This window comes from Hydrogenophaga sp. (assembly GCF_041913525.1).
Lineage (GTDB): Bacteria > Pseudomonadota > Gammaproteobacteria > Burkholderiales > Burkholderiaceae_C > Hydrogenophaga.
The window spans coordinates 131,177-149,654 of sequence record NZ_JAYSFD010000001.1 but is presented as its reverse complement, the minus strand read 5'-3'; the positions used below and the strand labels follow the sequence as shown (position 1 = coordinate 149,654).

The following is an 18,478-nucleotide window of genomic DNA, read 5'->3' as shown; positions in this document are numbered from 1 at the left end:
ATTCGATCAGGCCGGCAACAGCGACAGCGCCTGCATGTAGCGGGCACTCACCATCAGCTCATCCCAACCCAAGGCCGCACCGGCGGGCAACAGGGCTTGCCGTCGCTCCTCGCAGGCCGGTGAGGGCACCCACTGGCCCTGCACCACCGTACGCGCCAGGTCGTCGATGGCCTGGTCGATGGGGGCGCCACCGTCCACCACCGACTGGTTGCACAGCAAGACCATGTCGGCGCCGGCGCCCAGCGCCGCCAGGGCGGCCTCACTGAAGCCCACTTGCCGCCCTTCGATCTGGCGGGCCGCTGCCATGCTGAGGTCATCGCTGAAGACCGCACCCGTAAAACCCAGCCGTTGGCGCAGCACATCCTGCAGCCAGCGGGACGAAAAGCCGGCTGGGCGGGTATCGACCCTGGGGTAGATCACGTGCGCAGGCATCACCGCTGAGAGACTGGCGGACAACCAGCAGTAAGGTGCAGCGTCTTCGGCCAGGATGGCCTTGAGCGATCGGTGGTCCACCGGGATGGCGTGGTGCGAGTCGGCCTGCACAAAACCGTGCCCAGGAAAGTGCTTGCCGCAGTTGGCCATGCCCGCCTGTCGCAGCCCGTGCATGGCGGCCTGCGCCAGCGCGGTCACCACCCGGGGATCGCGGGCAAAGGCGCGGTCGCCGATGACCGAGCTTTCGCCGTAATCGAGGTCGAGCACGGGCGCGAAGGTCAAGTCAACGCCACAGGCGCGCAGCTCGGCGCCCAGCACGTAACCAGCGGCGGTGGCGGCGTTCATGGCCTCCATCGCGGATTGCCCGTCGCCATTGCCCGCCATCCACATGGCGCCCAGCGCGGCCATGGGCGGCACGTGGGTGAAACCATCGGTTCGGAAGCGCTGCACCCGACCGCCCTCGTGGTCCACCGCGATCAGCAGGTCGCGCCGCACCGACTTGATCTGGCGGCACAGGGCAGTGAGCTGGGCACGGTCATGCCAGTTGCGGCCAAACAGAATGACGCCACCCACCAGCGGGTGGGCCAGGCGCTGGCGGTCCATCGCGCTCAGGCGCAGACCAGCGACGTCAATGATGAGCGGGGCGTGTGGGTTCATGGCGCAGAGACTGGAGACGACGCATCGCGCTCGACCACCACAAAGCTGGCGGCGTAGTCCGATTCGTCGGTGACGGTGACGTGGGCGCGCAAGCCGCGCTCCTCAAACCAGGTCTTGAGCACCCCATTGAGCACGACGATCGGCTGTCCCGAGGGCTGGTTGAGGATCTCGCAGCTGCGCCAGGTCATGGGCATTCGCATGCCCAGGCCGATGGCCTTGGAAAACGATTCCTTGGCGGAGAAGCGGGTGGCCAGGTAGCGCACGCCACGCTCAGGCCAACGCGCGCCGCGGGCCTGCCAGACGGCGTACTCGGCCTCACCCAGCACCTTGCGGGCAAAACGGTCACCCTGGCGAGACAGCGTGGCCTCAATGCGCCGGATGTCGCACACGTCGGTGCCGATGCCGTAGATCATGCAAAGGCCTGGTCGATGCAGCGGTTATAGGCCCGCACGGTGTCGGCATAGCCCAGTTCCAATGCGTCAGCGATCAAGGCGTGGCCAATGGACACCTCCAGGATGCCCGGCACCTCGCGCAGGAAGGGCGTGAGGTTATCGCGGTTCAGGTCGTGACCCGCGTTCAGCTCCAGCCCCGCCGCCAAGGCGGCCTGTGCCGCGGCACGGAACCGCGCCAGTTGGGCCGCCTGCTCTGGTCCGCCGAAGGCGGCGGCATAGGGCTCGGTGTACAGCTCGACTCGATCGGCCCCCACGGCCTTGGCCGCGGCCATCTGCTCGGCCTCGGCGTCCATGAACAAGCTCACCCGTACGCCCAGTGCGTGGCACTCATCGATGAGGGGCTTGAGGCGCTGTGCGTCTTGCGGAAAGCGCCAGCCATGGTCGCTGGTGAACTGCCCTTCGCTGTCGGGCACAAAGGTCGCCTGGTGCGGCCGCAAGGCGCGCACGTGGTCCATCAGGTTGTGAAACGGGTTGCCTTCGATGTTGAACTCGCGGTCGGGCCAGGCGGTGAGCAATTGGTGCAGGTCAACCACATCGTGCGGCCGGATGTGGCGCTGATCAGGCCGGGGGTGCACCGTGATGCCGGCCGCGCCGGCCTGCAGGCAAAGCGTGGCCGCACGGGTGACGGATGGAATGCCGAGGTGGCGCGTGTTGCGAACGAGGGCCACCTTGTTCAAGTTCACAGACAGCGCAGTGCGAGGGTGCCGATGGGTCATGATTCGCGGTCAAAGGCCGGGGTGGAAGGATGGTGCTGCCGGGTGATCGAGCGCACGTCCAGCATCAACTGGCGCGTGCGAAATTGGCGCACGCCGCCATGGTAGTGCAGCAGATTTCGAAGGGGGATTCGCAGCACGGGCGCCACGTCGGCGCACGCGCGCAGCAGCGGCACGAAAGCCGATCGCTCGTCCAACGCGTCTTGCAGCGCTTGCCAATGCTCGCCCGCAAGCGCATGGGCATCGTCCTCGTGCGCCGCGCGCAGACCGCCCTCGGGCATCAGCACGTACGAATGACCAGGCTCCAGCGGCGCAAGAGAGGCGCTGTCGTGGGCCAGGTCGGGCAACAAACCCGCGTCCCGCAAGAGCAGCAGTTCAAACACGCGCACCACCAGCGACTGCGTCTCGCTGCCCCGCTCGGCCAACAACTGCACGGCGGTGGCGTAGTGGTCAAACAGTTGGGGATGGGCGTCGTCGCGCGCGAGGAAACGAAGCAGCAACTCGTTGAGGTAGCTGCCTGCCAGCAAGGCATCACCCGTGGGCATCACATGACCGCCTTGCCACTGAGCGGCCTTCAGGGTTCTCACCTCTGCATCGCCCGTCCACGACAAGGCCAGGGGTTGCAAAGGCAGCAAGACCGGCCGGAACTGCGACGTGGGCCGTTTGACGCCCTTGGCCACCAGGGCGATTCGCCCGTGGTGGCGCGTGAACACCTCCAGCACCAGACTGGCCTCGCTCCAGTCGTAGCGATGCAGGACAAAAGCAGGCTCGTCGCTCGTGCGTTTCAGCGCCATGGGCTGCCCGGGGCGTTGGTGGTCAGTGCGGCTTCAACACCGTGGCCCGGCAAACCCGGCCGCAGGTGCCATCACTCGTAGCCAAAGGAACGAACGCGCGCATCGTCGTCGGCCCAGCCCGAGCGGACCTTCACCCACAACTCCAAAAACACCTTGCAGCCCCAGAGTTTCTCCAACTCCATGCGGGCCTCGGTGCCGATGCGCTTGAGCTTCTCGCCCTTCTCGCCGATCACCATGCCCTTGTGCCCTTCGCGCTCCACCACGATGGTGGCTGCGATGCGCTTGAGACCACCCTCTTCCTCGAACTTGTCGATGATCACGGTGGAGGTATAGGGCAACTCATCGCCCGTGAGCCGGAACAGCTTCTCGCGCACCATCTCGCTGGCCATGAAGCGCTCGCTGCGATCGGTGAGCTCGTCGGGGTCGTACATCCACGCCTGTTGCGGCAGGTACTTCTCGCAGATGGCAAACAGGCGCTGGATGTCGCGCGGCGTCTTGGCCGACATCGGCACGAACTCGGCAAACGGGTGGCGCTCTTGCATCGAGCGCAGCCAGGGCGCCAGGTCACCTCGTCGGTGCACTAGGTCAAATTTGTTGGCCAGCAGAATCACCGGCACGTTGGACGGCAGCAGCGACAGTACCTTGGCATCGGCCAGGTTGAAGTGACCAGCCTCCACCACAAACAAGATCAGGTCCACATCGGACACGGCACCCAGCACCGTCTTGTTCAAGGATCGGTTCAGCGCATTTCCGTGCCGGGTCTGGAAACCCGGCGTGTCCACGAACACGAACTGGGTCGGCCCCACGGTGCGCATGCCCGTGATGCGGTGGCGGGTGGTCTGGGCCTTGCGCGAGGTGATGCTGATCTTCTGCCCCACCAGAGCATTGAGCAGGGTGGACTTGCCCACGTTGGGCTTGCCCACGATCGCCACATAACCGCAGCGCTGCTCGGCCGGATCGACGGGCGCGGCGACCTCGGGGGTCTCTTGTGCGTCCGGCTCGGGCACCGGCTCGGTGGGGGCCTTTCGCAGGGCCCGCGCCAGCATGGCCTCAAGTTCGGGAGAGACGGGCGGCTGTTCAGGGGGTTTGGTCATGGATCAAGGGACCTTCGGTGAGGTACGGGCCGTGAGGTGCTGCAGCATGGCCGCAGCGGCAGCTTGTTCGGCAGCTCGACGAGAGGCGCCAATGCCGCGCTCGGCATGGCCGGTCTCGAGCACGGCGCACTCCACATCAAAGGTCTGCTTGTGCGCTTCGCCGGTGGTGGCCACCACGCGGTACGCAGGCAGTTTCATCTTGCGCGCTTGCAGCCATTCCTGCAACTCGGTCTTGGGGTCCTTGCTCATGGCGCTCATGCCCACGCTCAAGTCCACATCGGCGAACAGGCGATGCACCAAGGCGGCCGCCACGTCAAAGCCAGCGTCCAGGTAGACGGCGCCAATCACGGCCTCCAGCGCATCGGCCAGGATGGATGGGCGCTTGTTCCCGCCAGACCGCTTCTCGCCGTCGCCCAGACGAAGGCCGGAAGACAGGCCCAGGCGGTTGGCCAGTGCCGCCAGCGTGTCCTGCTTGACCAGATTGGCCCGCACACGCGACAAGTCGCCTTCGGGCAACTGGTTGAGCTTCTCGAACAGCAGCCCCGAGACGGCCAGGTTCAAAACAGAATCGCCCAGGAATTCCAGGCGCTCGTTGTGATCGGCACTGAAGCTGCGATGGGTCAGGGCCCGCTCAAGAAGGCGCGGACTGGTAAATTGGTGTTGCAGGCGCTTTTGCAGCGCCAGTAGTTCAGGGTTCAAAGCGTCACTGGGAACTGCCCGCGTACTTCATCACGAGGTAAGCGGGCCCGGCGAGATGGATCTCGCGCTGATAAGAAAACGACACGACGACGTTGTTGCCTTGCTTGCCCACCTCCAGGTCTTTGCCAGAAATGGAGCGGATATCGTCGATTTGGGCGGCTTTGTCGAAGATGCTGCGAACGTCGGCCACCGTGGTGCCAGCGGCGGCCTTCTTGGCCGCCTTTTGCACAGCAAGGTACTCGATGTAAGTGGGAAAAACCTGTGCAGCGATCAAGCCGGCAATCGCCAACAGACCACCAACCACCAGCAAGCCGATGAAGGTCATGCCACGTTGTTGCCGCTTGAATGCCATGGTCGAATTTCTCCCGTTTGAATTGATGTCAATCGAATGAGCCAATGCGCCCCAGGTCACCAAAGTTCATCCACACGAAGAATGCCTTGCCGACGATGTTCTCTTCGGGCACAAATCCCCAGAACCGTGAGTCCAGCGAATTGTCGCGATTGTCACCCAACATGAAATAGTGCCCGGCCGGCACTTTGCACGTCACGCCCTCCACCGTGTAGCGGCAATTGTCGTGAAAGGGAAAGGCAGCGGCACCAGGGATGAACGCGGGGCGGGCGTCGTCATTGAGCGTGTTGTACGACTTGCTGCCCAAGGTCTCGCGGAACTGCTTGCTGTACGACATGCTGTCCCGATCGAAGAAGTCGGGTTGGGCGGCACGCGGCACCGGCTGACCATTCACGGTCAGCTGTTTGTTCAGGTACGAAATCTCATCACCCGGCACCCCCACCACACGCTTGATGTAGTCAAGGCTGGGCTGCGGCGGATAACGGAACACCAGCACATCGCCACGCTGCGGGCTGTGGTTGTCGATGACCTTGGTGTTGAGCACCGGCAGGCGCACGCCATAGTAGAACTTGTTCACCAGGATCAAGTCGCCCACGCGCAAGGTCGGGATCATGGAGCCCGACGGAATCTTGAAGGGCTCGAACAGGAACGAGCGCAGCACGAAGACCGCCAGGATCACCGGAAAGAGACCTGCGGTCCAGTCCAGCCACCAGGGCTGCGCCAGCAGCTTCTGGCGGGCTGGCTCGATATCGCCCTCCACCTGGGTGAAGCCCTGGGCTTCCAACGCCTTGCGGCGGCGGGTGTGCTCATCCAGCAGTTGGTCTGCAGCCGCTCGGCGCTGAGGCAAGAAGACCAGGCGGTCGGCCACCCAGTACACGCCCGTGACCACAGTGGCCAAGAACAGCAGCAAAGCGAAGTTGCCCTCCACCCATCCGGCATACCAAGCTGCCCCGTAGGCCCCAAAAGCGGCCAGCACCACGCCCGTGATCGACGCCATGAGCGCTTGCATCAGTCTTGCACCTGGAGAATGGCCAGGAATGCCTCCTGCGGGACTTCCACCGAACCGATTTGTTTCATGCGCTTCTTGCCTGCTTTCTGTTTTTCGAGGAGCTTGCGTTTGCGGGTGATGTCACCCCCGTAGCATTTTGCCAGCACGTTTTTGCGCAATGCCTTGATCGTCTCGCGCGCAATGATGTTGCCCCCAATCGCCGCCTGGATCGCCACGTCGAACTGCTGGCGGCTGATGATTTCGCGCATCTTGGCGGCCACCGCCCGGCCGCGGTATTGGGCCTGCGAGCGGTGAACGATGATCGACAGCGCATCCACCTTGTCGCCATTGAGCAGGATGTCCACCTTCACCACGTCGGACTTGCGGTATTCCTTGAACTCGTAGTCCATCGACGCATAGCCGCGGCTCACGCTCTTGAGCTTGTCGAAGAAGTCCAGCACGATCTCGCCCAGCGGCAGTTCGTAGGTGAGCATCACCTGCTTGCCGTGGTAAGCCATGTTGATCTGCACGCCGCGCTTCTGGTTGGCCAGGGTCATCACCGGGCCCACGTACTCTTGCGGCATGTAGAGGTGCACGGTAACGATGGGCTCGCGGATCTCCTCGATCTGGCCCGCCTCGGGCATCTTGGAGGGGTTCTCCACCATGATGACTTCGCCATTGCCCTTGACCACCTCGTAGACCACGCTCGGCGCGGTGGTGATCAGGTCTTGATCGAACTCGCGCTCCAGGCGCTCCTGCACGATCTCCATGTGCAGCAGCCCAAGGAAGCCGCAACGGAAACCAAAACCCAGGGCCTGCGACACCTCGGGCTCGAAATGCAGCGAGGCGTCGTTGAGTTTGAGCTTTTCCAGGGCGTCGCGCAGGGCGTCGTACTGGTTGGCCTCGGTGGGATACAGGCCCGCGAACACCTGCGGCTGCACCTCCTTGAAGCCGGGCAAAGGCTCAGCGGCCGGGCCCAGGTTGTTGGGGAGCTTCTTCTCCAGCGTGATGGTGTCGCCCACCTTGGCGGCCGTGAGTTCCTTGATGCCCGCGATGATGTAGCCCACCTCGCCCGCCTCAAGCGACTCGCGCGGCTGGTTGGCCGGCGTGAAGACGCCCAGGTTACCCGCCTCGTAAACGGCATTGGCGGCCATCAGCTTGATGCGCTCACCCTTGAGCAGGCGACCGTCCACCACCCGGACCAACATCACCACGCCCACATAGCTGTCGAACCAGCTGTCAATGATCATGGCGCGCAAGGGCGCGTCTGCCTTGCCCTTGGGATGGGGCACCTTGGCGACGACCATCTCCAGGATGTCTTCCACGCCCATGCCCGTCTTCGCCGAGCAAGGAATGGCCTGCGAAGCGTCAATGCCGATGACGTCCTCGATCTCATGCTTGGCGTTCTCGGGATCGGCGTTGGGCAAGTCCATCTTGTTCAAGACAGGCAGCACTTCCACGCCCAAGTCCAGCGCGGTGTAGCAGTTGGCCACCGTCTGGGCCTCCACACCCTGGCTTGCGTCCACCACCAGCAGCGCGCCCTCACACGCCGAGAGAGAACGGCTCACCTCGTACGAGAAGTCCACGTGACCGGGGGTGTCGATGAGGTTCAGGTTGTACACCTGCCCATCTCGGGCCTTGTACTGCAAGGCCGCCGTCTGGGCCTTGATGGTGATGCCCCGCTCCTTCTCGATGTCCATGGAGTCGAGCACCTGTTCACTCATCTCTCGATCGGACAACCCTCCGCAGCGGGAGATGATGCGATCGGCCAAAGTGGACTTGCCGTGGTCGATGTGCGCGATGATGGAAAAATTGCGAATGTGCTTCATCGGGAAGGGCTAGGACACCAGGCTCGGCACCCTCAAGGAGGGCCAGGCGAGCCATAAAAAAGGGCGCGTCAACTGCTGACGCGCCCGGAACCAACAATCAATGGCAACTGCGATAGTTGGGGTTTCATTGTAGGCAAAAAGCCCGGAATGCAAACCGCCAAGCTGGCCGCGTCGCCTTGTCGCAGGGCTGCAACAGGCAAAATATTCACAGGAAATCCACAGAAAATCCACAAGCTCTGTGAATCAACTGTGGATGGTTTCAGCCAAGCTTGCTGGCATTCCACATCATGGGGGAGACCCCATCGGAAAACCGCGCAATCGGGCGCTTTCTCCCCGGATTTTATCGAATCCAGTCATTAAGACTGAGTGAAATGCAAGCGAACACTCACATCGGACCCAAAAGCCCAGGCCAATGAGGCGACCACCGGCATGTGGCGAATCCACCAACAGGGGCAATACCCCCGCGGATCACCGGGGCATGGGTGCACCGGCGATCACCATCCGAGGTCAACGCGCGGGCCGAATCACGGCGTACTGAGCCCACTCACCTCGGCGAATCAACACACTGATGGGCTTGCTTTTGTCCTGACGGGCCACCACGGCCTCAAACTGCCGCACGTTCGCCACCTCGGCGTTGGCCACGCCCACGATCACATCGCCTTCACGAAGACCTGCACGGGCCGCTGCACCTTCGGCGCTCGCCACGCGCACCCCACCCTTGATCTGAAGGTTCTCGCGCTCGGACGCGGTCAGCTCCGCCACCGTCAGGCCCAGCGACTGCGCCGCGACGCCGGCCTGCGGCTTGGTGCCCTCGGGCGCACTGGCACGTTGCTCGGGTTTGTCGGGCTCCAGCTCGGCCACGGTGATGCTCAGGTCTCGCGCAGCACCCCGGCGCCAGATCGACAAGGTGCTGCGGGTCCCAGGCTTGGTATTGCCCACCAGACGCGGAAGGTCCAGCGACTTCTCAATGGCCTTGCCATCGAACTTCAAAATGATGTCGCCCGGCTCTACGCCAGCACGTGATGCCGGCGAGTTGGCCTCAACGCCTCGCACCAGGGCGCCTCGAGGTTGCCCCAGGCCCAGCGATTCGGCGACGTCTTTGCTGACCTGATCGATCTGCACACCAATGCGGCCTCGCGTCACGCGCCCGTTGGCCTTGAGCTGATCGGCCACACGAACGGCTTCGTCGATCGGGATGGCAAACGAAATGCCTTGGAAGCCACCTGAGCGCGAGTAGATCTGGCTGTTGATGCCCACCACTTCCCCGCGCATGTTGATGAGCGGTCCGCCCGAGTTGCCCGGGTTGATCGCCACATCGGTTTGAATGAAGGGCAGGAAATCGCCCGTGTCGCGCTGCTTCGCGCTCACGATGCCGGCGGTCACGGTGTTCTCGAGGCCAAATGGAGAGCCAATGGCCATCACCCACTCACCCACGCGAAGCCTGTTGACATCGCCCACCTTGACGGGCGCCAGACCGGTGGCCTCAATCTTCACCACCGCCACGTCGGTGCGCTGATCGGCCCCGACGATCTTGCCCTTGAACTCGCGCTTGTCAGGCAAGGTCACGATCAGTTCGTCGGCGCCATCCACCACGTGGGCGTTGGTCATGATCAAGCCGTCGGCGCTGAGAATGAAACCTGAGCCCACGCCGCGCGGCCGCTCTTCGCCCTGGCCACGCTCCTGACGAGGGCCCCGCGGCCCCACGCCAGGGGGCACGGGAATGCCGAATCGCCGGAAAAACTCCAGCATCTGCTCGTCGGCGGCACCTGCGCCCGAGGCAGAAGCGCGCTCAAGGGTGCGGATGTTCACCACCGATGGCCCGACGAGGTCTACCAGCTCGGTGAAATCTGGCAAGCCTCGCACCACTGGCGCAGCGGCCGGCGCTTGTGCGGACGACGGCGCGTGCGCCATGAACATGCTGGCGCCCACTGCAGTGACGATCACCGTGGCCAGTGCCGCTGGCCAAGACTTGCGCGAAAAGATGCGGGGACTCATGTGACTCCTTGCGGGATATCGCCATCGGCGTCCGCCTGCTTTCACGGCTGCGTGCGTTCGATGGCTTGAATGAAGCGTTTCAGCGTAGCGACGGGCACCTCGCCCATGGCCGTGACCCAGTGGTCGCCTACACGGCGGCCCACGGAATGCGTGGCGCCGACAGCGGCTGGTTTCTCTTGACGATGGCGCTGCTCGTCGAATGGTTCCACAAACAGCGACACCGAGGCCAGGCCGTCAGAAAAGACCCATTGCATGGGCGCCTGCCCCGGTGCGAGCCCCTGCCCCGTCTCGCGGGTGTGACAGCTCATGGACTGAAAGCCCGGGATGGCTTCTTTCAGCCGCCAACCCTGGGCTTCGGCCGTGGTCTTCTTCAGCGCGGGCTTGATGACCTCGTAGCCGCGCGTGTCCTTCATGGCTTGCTTGAGCTTGTCCATGCTCACGGGCGCGTCCAACTGCAACTCGGTGAAGGCCACCTGCTCCAGCACGGCACCCTGTTCGCCCAGGGTCTGGATCTTGACCACCAGCCCTGACTGCTGCTCTGACCAGATGCGGTATCCGAATCGCCACTCGTCACGGGGCAGAATCTCCACCGTGTCGGCCAAGTGACCGGCCACCCGCTGCACCCCCACCTCACGCGCCGAGTAAAACTGAGGTATCTGGTTGCTCGGCGTGCGCCCCATGTCCGGGAACAAGCCGAGCGACTCACGCTTTTCCACCGTGGCGGTCTTGCTCTCCGGCGCGAAGGTGATGACCTCGTTGTTGCGCCGAATCGTGGTGCGCGGAGCGCCGGTGAGCGAATCGATGCGCTCTACCTGCTGCTGCCCATCGCACACATGCCAGATTTTCGAGGCCGACATGGCGGCTCCAGCCGACACCACCAAGGTGCCCGTGTAGGAGCGCTGACGAGAGGCCTCGTGCATGCGGCTCAGCCACTCGCTCACGCTTCGCGAACTGGTCGGCGCAGGCGCGGGCTGGGCTAGCACACTGACACATGCACCGGCGGTGAGGGCTGCCACCATCGCCACGCGCCATGCGCGAGGCGCTGATCGGACCGGGTGGCGCACGGCGCTCAATGACCCACGTCGCCAAGCTCGGAAAGGCGTCAAGGACATCAACGGTTGTCCCCCGCGTCAAAAGTGGCGTTGCGCAAGAAGCCGGTGGAGGCCTGCAGGGCGGTCATGCCACCGTGTTGGCGGTGCTCTGCCAACAACTGCTCCAGCCGCGGATCGCGAACCACGGCGCCCTGTGGCGTGGCCACCAACACAGCCTCTGGAGAACTGGCGGGCGCCTGCACCAATTGCGGGGCGGCAACAGGCCCGGTGACACCACTGCCCAGCCAAGTGCTCCAGCCGACCGCGGCCACCGCCGCCAACGAGGCAAAACCGGCGACCATCTTCCACCGGAAGACCGAATCGTTCGCTGCGTCCCGCGTGGGCACAGTCACTGCCGCCTGCGACTCCACCGCCACTTGAACCGGCGGCTGACTGGCGAGCTGAGCGCGAACGCCCGCCAGAAATTCGGCAGAGGATTGCAGGCGGTGCTCACCCGGCGCGCGCAACACATCGCCGATCAGCGCATACGTCGTCCATTGGGCATGGGCTTCAGGGTCGGCACTGGCGGACAAGAACTGGTCGACAGAGGCCGGATCGCCCTCACCATCGAACAAGGCCGACACCGCCTCGAACGAGAACTCTTCGCGGTCAGACGTGGGTTGCAGCTCGTGTTTCATGGTGAAAATCTCGGGTTCGGACATCGAATAGGCAGGCGCTTGCGGCACGTCACCAGCGCTTGCCACCTTGCCGCTCCAGCAAGGGCTTGATGCGCTGGGAAATGGCCTCGCGGGCCCGGAAAATACGGGATCTGACCGTACCAATCGGACACTCCAGTGCCTGGGCGATTTCCTCGTAGCTCATGCCCTCGATCTCTCGCAAAGTGATCGCCATGCGCAATTCTTCGGGCAAGGCGTCCATCGCAGCGTTGACCGCTTGGGCGATTTCTTTGCTGGCCAACACCGCGTCGGGCGTTTCGGCATCGGCCACTCCGGCGTTTAGTTCGCGTTCCGGCGCGGAAGTTTCATCGTCATCACCCGACTTGAGCTGTGACTGGAACACCAGCGGGTCTCGCTTGAGCTCCATCAGCTGTTTCTTGGCGGTATTGACGGCGATCCGGTAAAGCCAGGTGTAGAACTGGGCGTCGCCACGAAACTGCGCCAGCGCCCGATAGGCCCGGATGAAGGTTTCCTGTGCGATGTCCTGCACCAGGTCCACGTCGCGCACCATGCGGCCGATGAGGCGCTCCACCCGGCGCTGGTATTTGATGACGAGCAGTTCATAGGCGCGCTGCTCACCCGCCAAGGTGCGCTGCACCAACATGGCATCGCTGTCGGGCGGTGGTGGTGCGTTGTGGTCTTGGGGGGTCATGCGCGCGGGAATATACCCCAAGGCTTGGGTGGCATTCGGGTCAGCCGGTATTGGCCTGGGCTTCAACGGCACGCCGCAGCTCTCCCCAGCGGCTCTCGGCAAGGGAAGCGCTCAACCAGAACCAGCGCGTTCCCCCCTCGGTGCGCCCGCGCACCAACATGCCCCGCCCCCAGTCGAGGCGACGCTCAAGATGGCACACCGGCATCGGCTGCGCACGCCCCTCTTCCTGCCACCACCAGCGGCCCGCACCCGGCGCCCACCCCTCTCCCATCGCCTGGGCATCCCACCGCAAGGTGCCAGCGGGGCAAAGGATTGCCTGGCGCCCAGCGCCCCATAGCCACAGGCCCCAGCCCACGCCGAGCAACAGAACAAGGGAGAGTCCTCCATCGGCCGGCCAGACAAAAGCCAGGCCAATCACATTGACGCCCCCAAGCAAGGCCAAGCCAACGAGAGCGAAACGCGATGGCCATGAAAAACGCCCCACCGGGTAAGCCACGGATGGGGCGTTTTGCATGGACAGCGCCGGGGGTCAGACGCGGCGGAAAACCAGCGACCCGTTGGTACCACCGAAGCCGAAGTTGTTCTTCAGGGCGACGTCCATCTTCACATCACGCGCCGTGTTGGCGCAGTAATCGAGATCGCACTCGGGGTCTTGCTCAAAAATGTTGATGGTGGGCGGCACCTGCTGGTGGTGAAGCGCCAGCACAGTGAACACGCTCTCGATGCCCCCGGCACCACCGAGCAAGTGCCCAGTCATGGATTTGGTCGAACTCACCACCATCGACTTAGCGTGTTCGCCCAACGCCGCCTTGATGGCGTTGGTTTCGTTCACGTCACCCAAGGGGGTAGAGGTGCCATGGGCATTCAAATAGCCCACCTGGTCGGCATTCACGCCCGCGTTTCGCATGGCACTGACCATGGCCCGGCGGGGACCGTCCATGTTGGGCGCCGTCATGTGACCGGCGTCGGCACTCATGCCGTAGCCTGCGACTTCACCATAAATCTTGGCGCCTCGGGCCTTGGCGTGCTCGTATTCCTCGAGAACCATCACACCCGCGCCCTCACCCAGCACGAAGCCGTCGCGATCCTTGTCCCAGGGGCGGGACGCGGTGGCGGGATCGTCGTTGCGGGTGGAGAGCGCGCGCATCGCGGCAAACCCACCGATGCCCAGGGGCGAGACGGTGGACTCAGCACCACCCGCCACGATCACGTCGGCATCGCCGTACTCGATCTTGCGGGCCGCTTCGCCAATGCAATGCAAGCCAGTGGTGCAAGCGGTCACCACGGCCAGGTTGGGGCCTTTGAAGCCGAAGCGCATGGACACGTGCCCGGAGATCATATTGATGATCGAAGCCGGCACGAAAAATGGGGAAATGCGGCGGGGACCGCGGTTGAGGTACTCGGAATGAGTCTCCTCGATCATCGGCAGACCGCCGATCCCCGAACCGATGATGCAGCCGATCCGCGTGGCCAATTCTTCGTCCAGCTGGTCACCCGTAGGCAGACCGGCGTCGACCACCGCCTGATGGGCTGCGGCAATGCCATAGTGGATGAAGGTGTCCATGGTCCGCGCCTCTTTGGCGCTGATGTAGGACTCCAGATCGAAATTCTTGACCTCTCCTGCAATCTTGCAGGCCATGTTGGAGGCATCGAACTTGGTGACAAGTCCGATGCCCGAACGGCCAGCGAGGAGATTCGCCCAGGCCTCAGACACCGTGTTGCCCACGGGACTGATGCAGCCCAGGCCGGTCACGACGACGCGACGGCGGCTCATGGGTTTATCAGGCCTTGGCGTTGTTCTTGGCGTAATCGATGGCGTTTTGCACCGTGGTGATCTTCTCGGCTTCCTCATCGGGAATCTCGATACCGAACTCGTCTTCCAGCGCCATCACGAGTTCCACCGTGTCCAGCGAGTCAGCACCGAGGTCGGCAACGAAGGCCTTTTCATTGGTGACCTCCGCTTCGGCCACGCCGAGTTGCTCGGCAATGATTTTCTTGACGCGTGCTTCGATATCGCTCATGTGTCCCTCTGGGGATTGGTTGAAATACAGCCCGCCATTTTAGCCCGGCATGAGACAGAGTCCCGAACGCGAGCCGCCAAGCGGGCAGGGAGTGAAAATTGACCAGCGGCCTCAGGCCATGAACATGCCACCGTTGACGTGCAATTCCTGCCCCGTCACGTAGGCGGCCTGGGGGCTCGCGAGATAGGCCACGGCATGGGCGATATCCGCCGGCTTGCCAAGATGCCCCAAGGGAATTTGCCCCAGCAAAGCCTTCTGCTGATCTTCGGGCAAAGAGGCCGTCATGTCGGTCTCGATAAAGCCTGGCGCCACGCAGTTGACCGTGATGTTGCGGCTGCCCAGTTCGCGCGCCAGCGCGCGGGTCATGCCGGCCACGCCGGCCTTTGCTGCCGCGTAATTGGCCTGCCCCGGGTTACCGGACGCTCCCACCACACTGGTAATGCTGATGATGCGGCCATAACGCTGCTTCATCATCGGCCGCATCACTGCGCGGCTGGCACGGAACACGGCCTTCAGGTTGGTGTCCAGCACCGCATCCCAGTCGTCGTCTTTCAGGCGCATGGCCAGCATGTCGCGCGTGATGCCGGCGTTGTTCACCAGCACGTGCAGACGGCCATGGGTCTTGACGATGTCATCGACCAGGGCATCAACAGCGGCGCCATCGTTCACGTTGAGTACCGCCCCTCGGGTGCCCACAGCCACGCCAGGCACGGCCCCAAGGGTGGCCGAAATCTTGGCGGCGCCATCTTCGGACGTGGCGGTACCGATCACGATCAGGCCACGGGAAGCCAGCTCGTGGGCGATGGCCGCGCCAATGCCACGCGATGCGCCAGTGACCAAGGCCACTTGGCCCGCAAATGCAACTTCAGACATCAAGCTCTCCGTCAATCAAGCCAGCAACGCCTTCACTTCGGCCAGCGAAGCGGGGTCGTACAGGGCGGCGCCCATCAGTTCAGTGTCAATGCGCTTCGTCATGCCTGCCAGCACCTTGCCAGGGCCGCATTCGATGATGGTGCTCACGCCTCGGGCACGAATGGCGTGCACGCACTCCACCCAGCGAACCGGGCCAAAGGCCTGGCGGTACAGGGCGTCGCGGATGCGATCGGCGTCGGCCTCGACCGCCACATCAATGTTGTTGACCAAGGGAATCTGGGGGGCAGCAAAACTCAGACCTGCCAGCTTCTCTCGCAGCTTGCCGGCCGCCGGCTTCATCAGGCTGGAATGGAAGGGTGCCGACACTGGCAGGGGCAGAGCGCGCTTGGCACCATTGGCCTTCAGCACTTCACAGGCCTTTTCAACAGCGGCCTTGCTGCCAGCGATCACGGTCTGGGCGGGGTCGTTGAAGTTGACTGCCTCCACCACTTCGGCACTGGTTTCGCCAAACGTGGCTTGAGCCTCGGCGCAACCGGCCTTCACCTTTTCGGCGTCCATGCCCAGGATCGCGGCCATGGCCCCAACCCCCACCGGCACAGCCTCTTGCATGGCGGCAGCGCGGAAACGCACCAAAGGAGCGGCTTGCGCCAACGTGAGCACGCCAGACGCCACCAGTGCGCTGTACTCGCCCAGCGAGTGGCCTGCCACCGCGGCAGGCTGGGCACCGCCGTCAGCACACCACACGCGCCAGGCGGCCACTGCGGCGACCAGCATCACGGGCTGGGTGTTGGTGGTGAGCGCCAAGGCCTCTTTGGGGCCTTCGTGAATCAGGCGGCCGATGTCTTCGCCCAAGGCGTCCGAAGCCTCCGCGAGGGTCTGGGCGACCACCGGGTGGTCGCCCCAGGCGTCGAGCATGCCGACCGACTGCGAACCCTGACCCGGGAATACAAAAGCAAATGGTTTCATGAGTGGAGATACAGCAAAGAGCTGGCGTCAGTTGCCATCAGAAATCGAGCAGCACCGCACCCCAGGTGAAGCCACCACCCACCCCCTCGAGGAGCAGCGTGTCGCCCTTTTTCACCTGTCCCGCACGAACGGCGTGGTCCAGCGCCAGCGGAATAGAGGCGGCAGAGGTGTTGCCGTGTTCGTTCACGGTGACCACCACTTTGTCCATGGGCAACTTGAGCTTGCGGGCGGTGCTTTGCATGATGCGAATGTTGGCCTGGTGCGGAATGAGCCAATCCACATCGCTCTCTTGCTTGCCCGCCTTGGTCAGCACCGCGCGGGCAGCGTCTTCGAGCACACCAACCGCCAGCTTGAACACCGCCTGGCCGTCCATCTTGAGCAAGGGATCGCCCAACACGGTGCCACCGGACACATGCCCCGGCACGCAAAGGATGCCGACGTGCTTGCCGTCGGCGTGCAAATCGGTGGCCAGGATACCGGGCGTATCGGACGCCTCAAGCACCACCGCGCCAGCGCCGTCGCCAAAGAGCACGCAGGTGGTGCGATCATTGAAATCGAGCAAACGGGAGAACACCTCGGCACCGATGACAAGGGCCTTGTTGGCGCTGCCGGTGCGGATCATGGCGTCGGCCACCGTCAGGGCGTAGACAAAGCCACTGCACACCGCTTGCACGTCAAACACCGGGCAGCCAGCGATGCCCAGCTTGTGCTGCACGATGGCCGCCGTGGAGGGGAACACCATGTCCGGCGTGGACGTGGCCACGATGATCAGGTCAATGTCGGCCGGTGCCACACCAGCCGCCTGCATGGCCTGGCGCGCCGCCTCGGCGCCCAGGTCACTGGCGAACACGCCATCGGCCACAAAGTGGCGGGCGTGAATACCAGTGCGCTCCACAATCCACTCGTCACTGGTTTCGATGCCGCGCTCGGCCAGGCGGGCGGCCATGTCGGCGTTGGTCAGGCGCAAAGGCGGCAAGCAGCTGCCGGTACCAGAAATGCGGGCGAAGCGGTTCATGCGCGGTCAGGGGTATCGGTGATCAGGCGTTCGAAGCGTCGGGCGTCCCGACTGCCGGTGTGCCGTCGATCGGGTGCGGTTGGGCATGCGCGATGCGCTCTTTGACGTTTTGCAGCATGCCGCGGTGGGCCGCATCATAAGCGCGGGCCAGCGCGTGCTCGAACGCAAAAGCGTCAGCCGACCCGTGGCTCTTGAACACCAGGCCCTGAAGGCCCAGCAAGGCAGCCCCGTTGTAACGGCGGTGATCGACCCGACGCTTGAATGACGTTAACACCGGATAAGCGACGATGGCCGCCATTTTTCGCCAGAAGCTGCGCGAGAACTCGTCTTTGATGAACCCGCCAATCATGGACGCCAAGCCTTCGCTGGCCTTGAGGGCCACATTGCCCACAAAGCCGTCGCAAACGACGATGTCGGCCGTGCCCTTGAAGATGTCGTCGCCTTCCACATTGCCAATGAAATTCAGGCTTCCCTGATCACCCGCCGCGCGCAACAGCACGCCGGCCTTCTTGATCACCTCGCTGCCCTTGATGACCTCTTCCCCTACGTTGAGCAGGCCCACGCTGGGGGAAGGCCGCCCCGCAGTGGCCGCCACGAGGGCAGAACCCATGAGCGCGAACTGAAAAAGATGCTCGGCCGTGCAATCGACATTGGCCCCCAGGTCGAGCACCGTGGTGGCGCCACCACGGGCATTGGGCATCTGGGTGGCAATGGCGGGGCGGTCTATGCCATCCAGCGTCTTCAGGACATAACGGGCGATGGCCATCAAGGCCCCCGTGTTGCCCGCCGACACCGCAGCCTGCGCGCGACCCTCCTTCACCTGCTGGATGGCGACCCGCATGGACGAGTCCTTCTTGCGGCGTAAGGCCACCTCGACCGGATCGTCCATCGTGACCACCTCGCTGGCGGGCACGATCTCGCAACGGGGATGGGACGCGAGCGCCGACACCGCTCCGATGGCGTCGGGCCGGCCAACCAACAGCAAGCGCGCGTCAGGGTATGAAGCCAGGAAGGCCTGGCAGGCCGGCAGGGTGGTGGAGGGACCGTGGTCTCCTCCCATGCAATCCACAGCGACGGTGATCATCTCAGCATCCCAAGTGGACGCTTACCGCGCCCGTACCAAGAAAAAAGCCCGCATGCAGCATGCGGGCCAGTGTCATGTGCAGCGCCAAACCGCGCCC

At 63.9% G+C, this 18,478-nt stretch carries 20 protein-coding genes; all 20 read right to left on the bottom strand.

Annotated elements, in window-relative coordinates:
* Positions 1 to 6: 6 nt before the first annotated feature.
* Positions 7 to 1,089, bottom strand: coding sequence for a beta-N-acetylhexosaminidase (nagZ, locus tag ACE3RQ_RS00730; RefSeq protein ID WP_374518913.1), 1,083 nt, complete (start codon positions 1,087 to 1,089; stop codon positions 7 to 9).
* Positions 1,086 to 1,502 carry a holo-ACP synthase gene (gene acpS, locus ACE3RQ_RS00725; RefSeq protein ID WP_374518911.1) on the bottom strand — a complete coding sequence of 139 codons (417 nt, stop codon included), beginning with the start codon at positions 1,500 to 1,502 and terminating at the stop codon, positions 1,086 to 1,088. Before acpS ends, nagZ begins: the two co-directional genes overlap by 4 nt.
* Complete coding sequence (locus ACE3RQ_RS00720; protein WP_374518909.1) at positions 1,499 to 2,257, bottom strand: pyridoxine 5'-phosphate synthase; 759 nt, start codon at positions 2,255 to 2,257, stop codon at positions 1,499 to 1,501. The genes acpS and ACE3RQ_RS00720 overlap by 4 nt, the downstream gene beginning before the upstream one ends.
* Positions 2,254 to 3,048 (bottom strand): DNA repair protein RecO, encoded by a 795-nt coding sequence (recO, locus tag ACE3RQ_RS00715; RefSeq protein ID WP_374518907.1) that lies wholly within the window; start codon positions 3,046 to 3,048, stop codon positions 2,254 to 2,256. The genes ACE3RQ_RS00720 and recO overlap by 4 nt, the downstream gene beginning before the upstream one ends.
* Before the next feature lie 71 nt (positions 3,049 to 3,119).
* Positions 3,120 to 4,142: a GTPase Era gene (gene era, locus ACE3RQ_RS00710; protein WP_374518905.1), complete on the bottom strand. Its 1,023-nt coding sequence runs from the start codon at positions 4,140 to 4,142 to the stop codon at positions 3,120 to 3,122.
* A gap of 3 nt (positions 4,143 to 4,145) precedes the next feature.
* Positions 4,146 to 4,841 (bottom strand): ribonuclease III, encoded by a 696-nt coding sequence (rnc, locus tag ACE3RQ_RS00705; RefSeq protein WP_374518904.1) that lies wholly within the window; start codon positions 4,839 to 4,841, stop codon positions 4,146 to 4,148.
* 4 nt (positions 4,842 to 4,845) lie between these two features.
* Positions 4,846 to 5,166: a DUF4845 domain-containing protein gene (locus ACE3RQ_RS00700; protein WP_374518902.1), complete on the bottom strand. Its 321-nt coding sequence runs from the start codon at positions 5,164 to 5,166 to the stop codon at positions 4,846 to 4,848.
* A gap of 55 nt (positions 5,167 to 5,221) precedes the next feature.
* Positions 5,222 to 6,199 (bottom strand): signal peptidase I, encoded by a 978-nt coding sequence (lepB, locus tag ACE3RQ_RS00695; RefSeq protein ID WP_374518900.1) that lies wholly within the window; start codon positions 6,197 to 6,199, stop codon positions 5,222 to 5,224.
* Positions 6,199 to 8,007, bottom strand: a complete 1,809-nt coding sequence (gene lepA, locus ACE3RQ_RS00690; RefSeq protein WP_374518898.1) for a translation elongation factor 4 — start codon at positions 8,005 to 8,007, stop codon at positions 6,199 to 6,201. Before lepA ends, lepB begins: the two co-directional genes overlap by 1 nt.
* Positions 8,008 to 8,514: 507 nt before the next feature.
* Positions 8,515 to 10,002 carry a Do family serine endopeptidase gene (locus ACE3RQ_RS00685; RefSeq protein ID WP_374518896.1) on the bottom strand — a complete coding sequence of 496 codons (1,488 nt, stop codon included), beginning with the start codon at positions 10,000 to 10,002 and terminating at the stop codon, positions 8,515 to 8,517.
* A gap of 41 nt (positions 10,003 to 10,043) precedes the next feature.
* Positions 10,044 to 10,943, bottom strand: coding sequence for a MucB/RseB C-terminal domain-containing protein (locus tag ACE3RQ_RS00680; protein ID WP_374518894.1), 900 nt, complete (start codon positions 10,941 to 10,943; stop codon positions 10,044 to 10,046).
* 170 nt (positions 10,944 to 11,113) lie between these two features.
* The gene (locus tag ACE3RQ_RS00675) at positions 11,114 to 11,731 is read right to left on the bottom strand and encodes a sigma-E factor negative regulatory protein (protein WP_374518893.1); all 618 of its coding nucleotides are present in this window, start codon (positions 11,729 to 11,731) and stop codon (positions 11,114 to 11,116) included.
* Between the two features lie 49 nt (positions 11,732 to 11,780).
* On the bottom strand, positions 11,781 to 12,422 hold the full coding sequence (gene rpoE, locus ACE3RQ_RS00670; RefSeq protein WP_374519670.1) for an RNA polymerase sigma factor RpoE: 642 nt from the start codon (positions 12,420 to 12,422) through the stop codon (positions 11,781 to 11,783).
* 40 nt (positions 12,423 to 12,462) lie between these two features.
* Complete coding sequence (locus tag ACE3RQ_RS00665; protein ID WP_374518891.1) at positions 12,463 to 12,936, bottom strand: hypothetical protein; 474 nt, start codon at positions 12,934 to 12,936, stop codon at positions 12,463 to 12,465.
* 15 nt (positions 12,937 to 12,951) lie between these two features.
* Complete coding sequence (gene fabF, locus ACE3RQ_RS00660) at positions 12,952 to 14,196, bottom strand: beta-ketoacyl-ACP synthase II (RefSeq protein ID WP_374518889.1); 1,245 nt, start codon at positions 14,194 to 14,196, stop codon at positions 12,952 to 12,954.
* A gap of 7 nt (positions 14,197 to 14,203) precedes the next feature.
* Positions 14,204 to 14,443: an acyl carrier protein gene (gene acpP / locus ACE3RQ_RS00655; RefSeq protein ID WP_374518887.1), complete on the bottom strand. Its 240-nt coding sequence runs from the start codon at positions 14,441 to 14,443 to the stop codon at positions 14,204 to 14,206.
* A gap of 111 nt (positions 14,444 to 14,554) precedes the next feature.
* Positions 14,555 to 15,316, bottom strand: a complete 762-nt coding sequence (gene fabG / locus ACE3RQ_RS00650; protein ID WP_374518885.1) for a 3-oxoacyl-ACP reductase FabG — start codon at positions 15,314 to 15,316, stop codon at positions 14,555 to 14,557.
* Between the two features lie 15 nt (positions 15,317 to 15,331).
* The gene (gene fabD / locus ACE3RQ_RS00645) at positions 15,332 to 16,282 is read right to left on the bottom strand and encodes an ACP S-malonyltransferase (RefSeq protein ID WP_374518883.1); all 951 of its coding nucleotides are present in this window, start codon (positions 16,280 to 16,282) and stop codon (positions 15,332 to 15,334) included.
* A gap of 37 nt (positions 16,283 to 16,319) precedes the next feature.
* The gene (locus ACE3RQ_RS00640; RefSeq protein WP_374518881.1) at positions 16,320 to 17,297 is read right to left on the bottom strand and encodes a beta-ketoacyl-ACP synthase III; all 978 of its coding nucleotides are present in this window, start codon (positions 17,295 to 17,297) and stop codon (positions 16,320 to 16,322) included.
* Positions 17,298 to 17,319: 22 nt separating this feature from the next.
* A complete protein-coding gene (plsX, locus tag ACE3RQ_RS00635; RefSeq protein ID WP_374518879.1) occupies positions 17,320 to 18,381 on the bottom strand; it encodes a phosphate acyltransferase PlsX in 1,062 nt (353 codons plus the stop codon).
* Positions 18,382 to 18,478 lie beyond the last annotated feature (97 nt).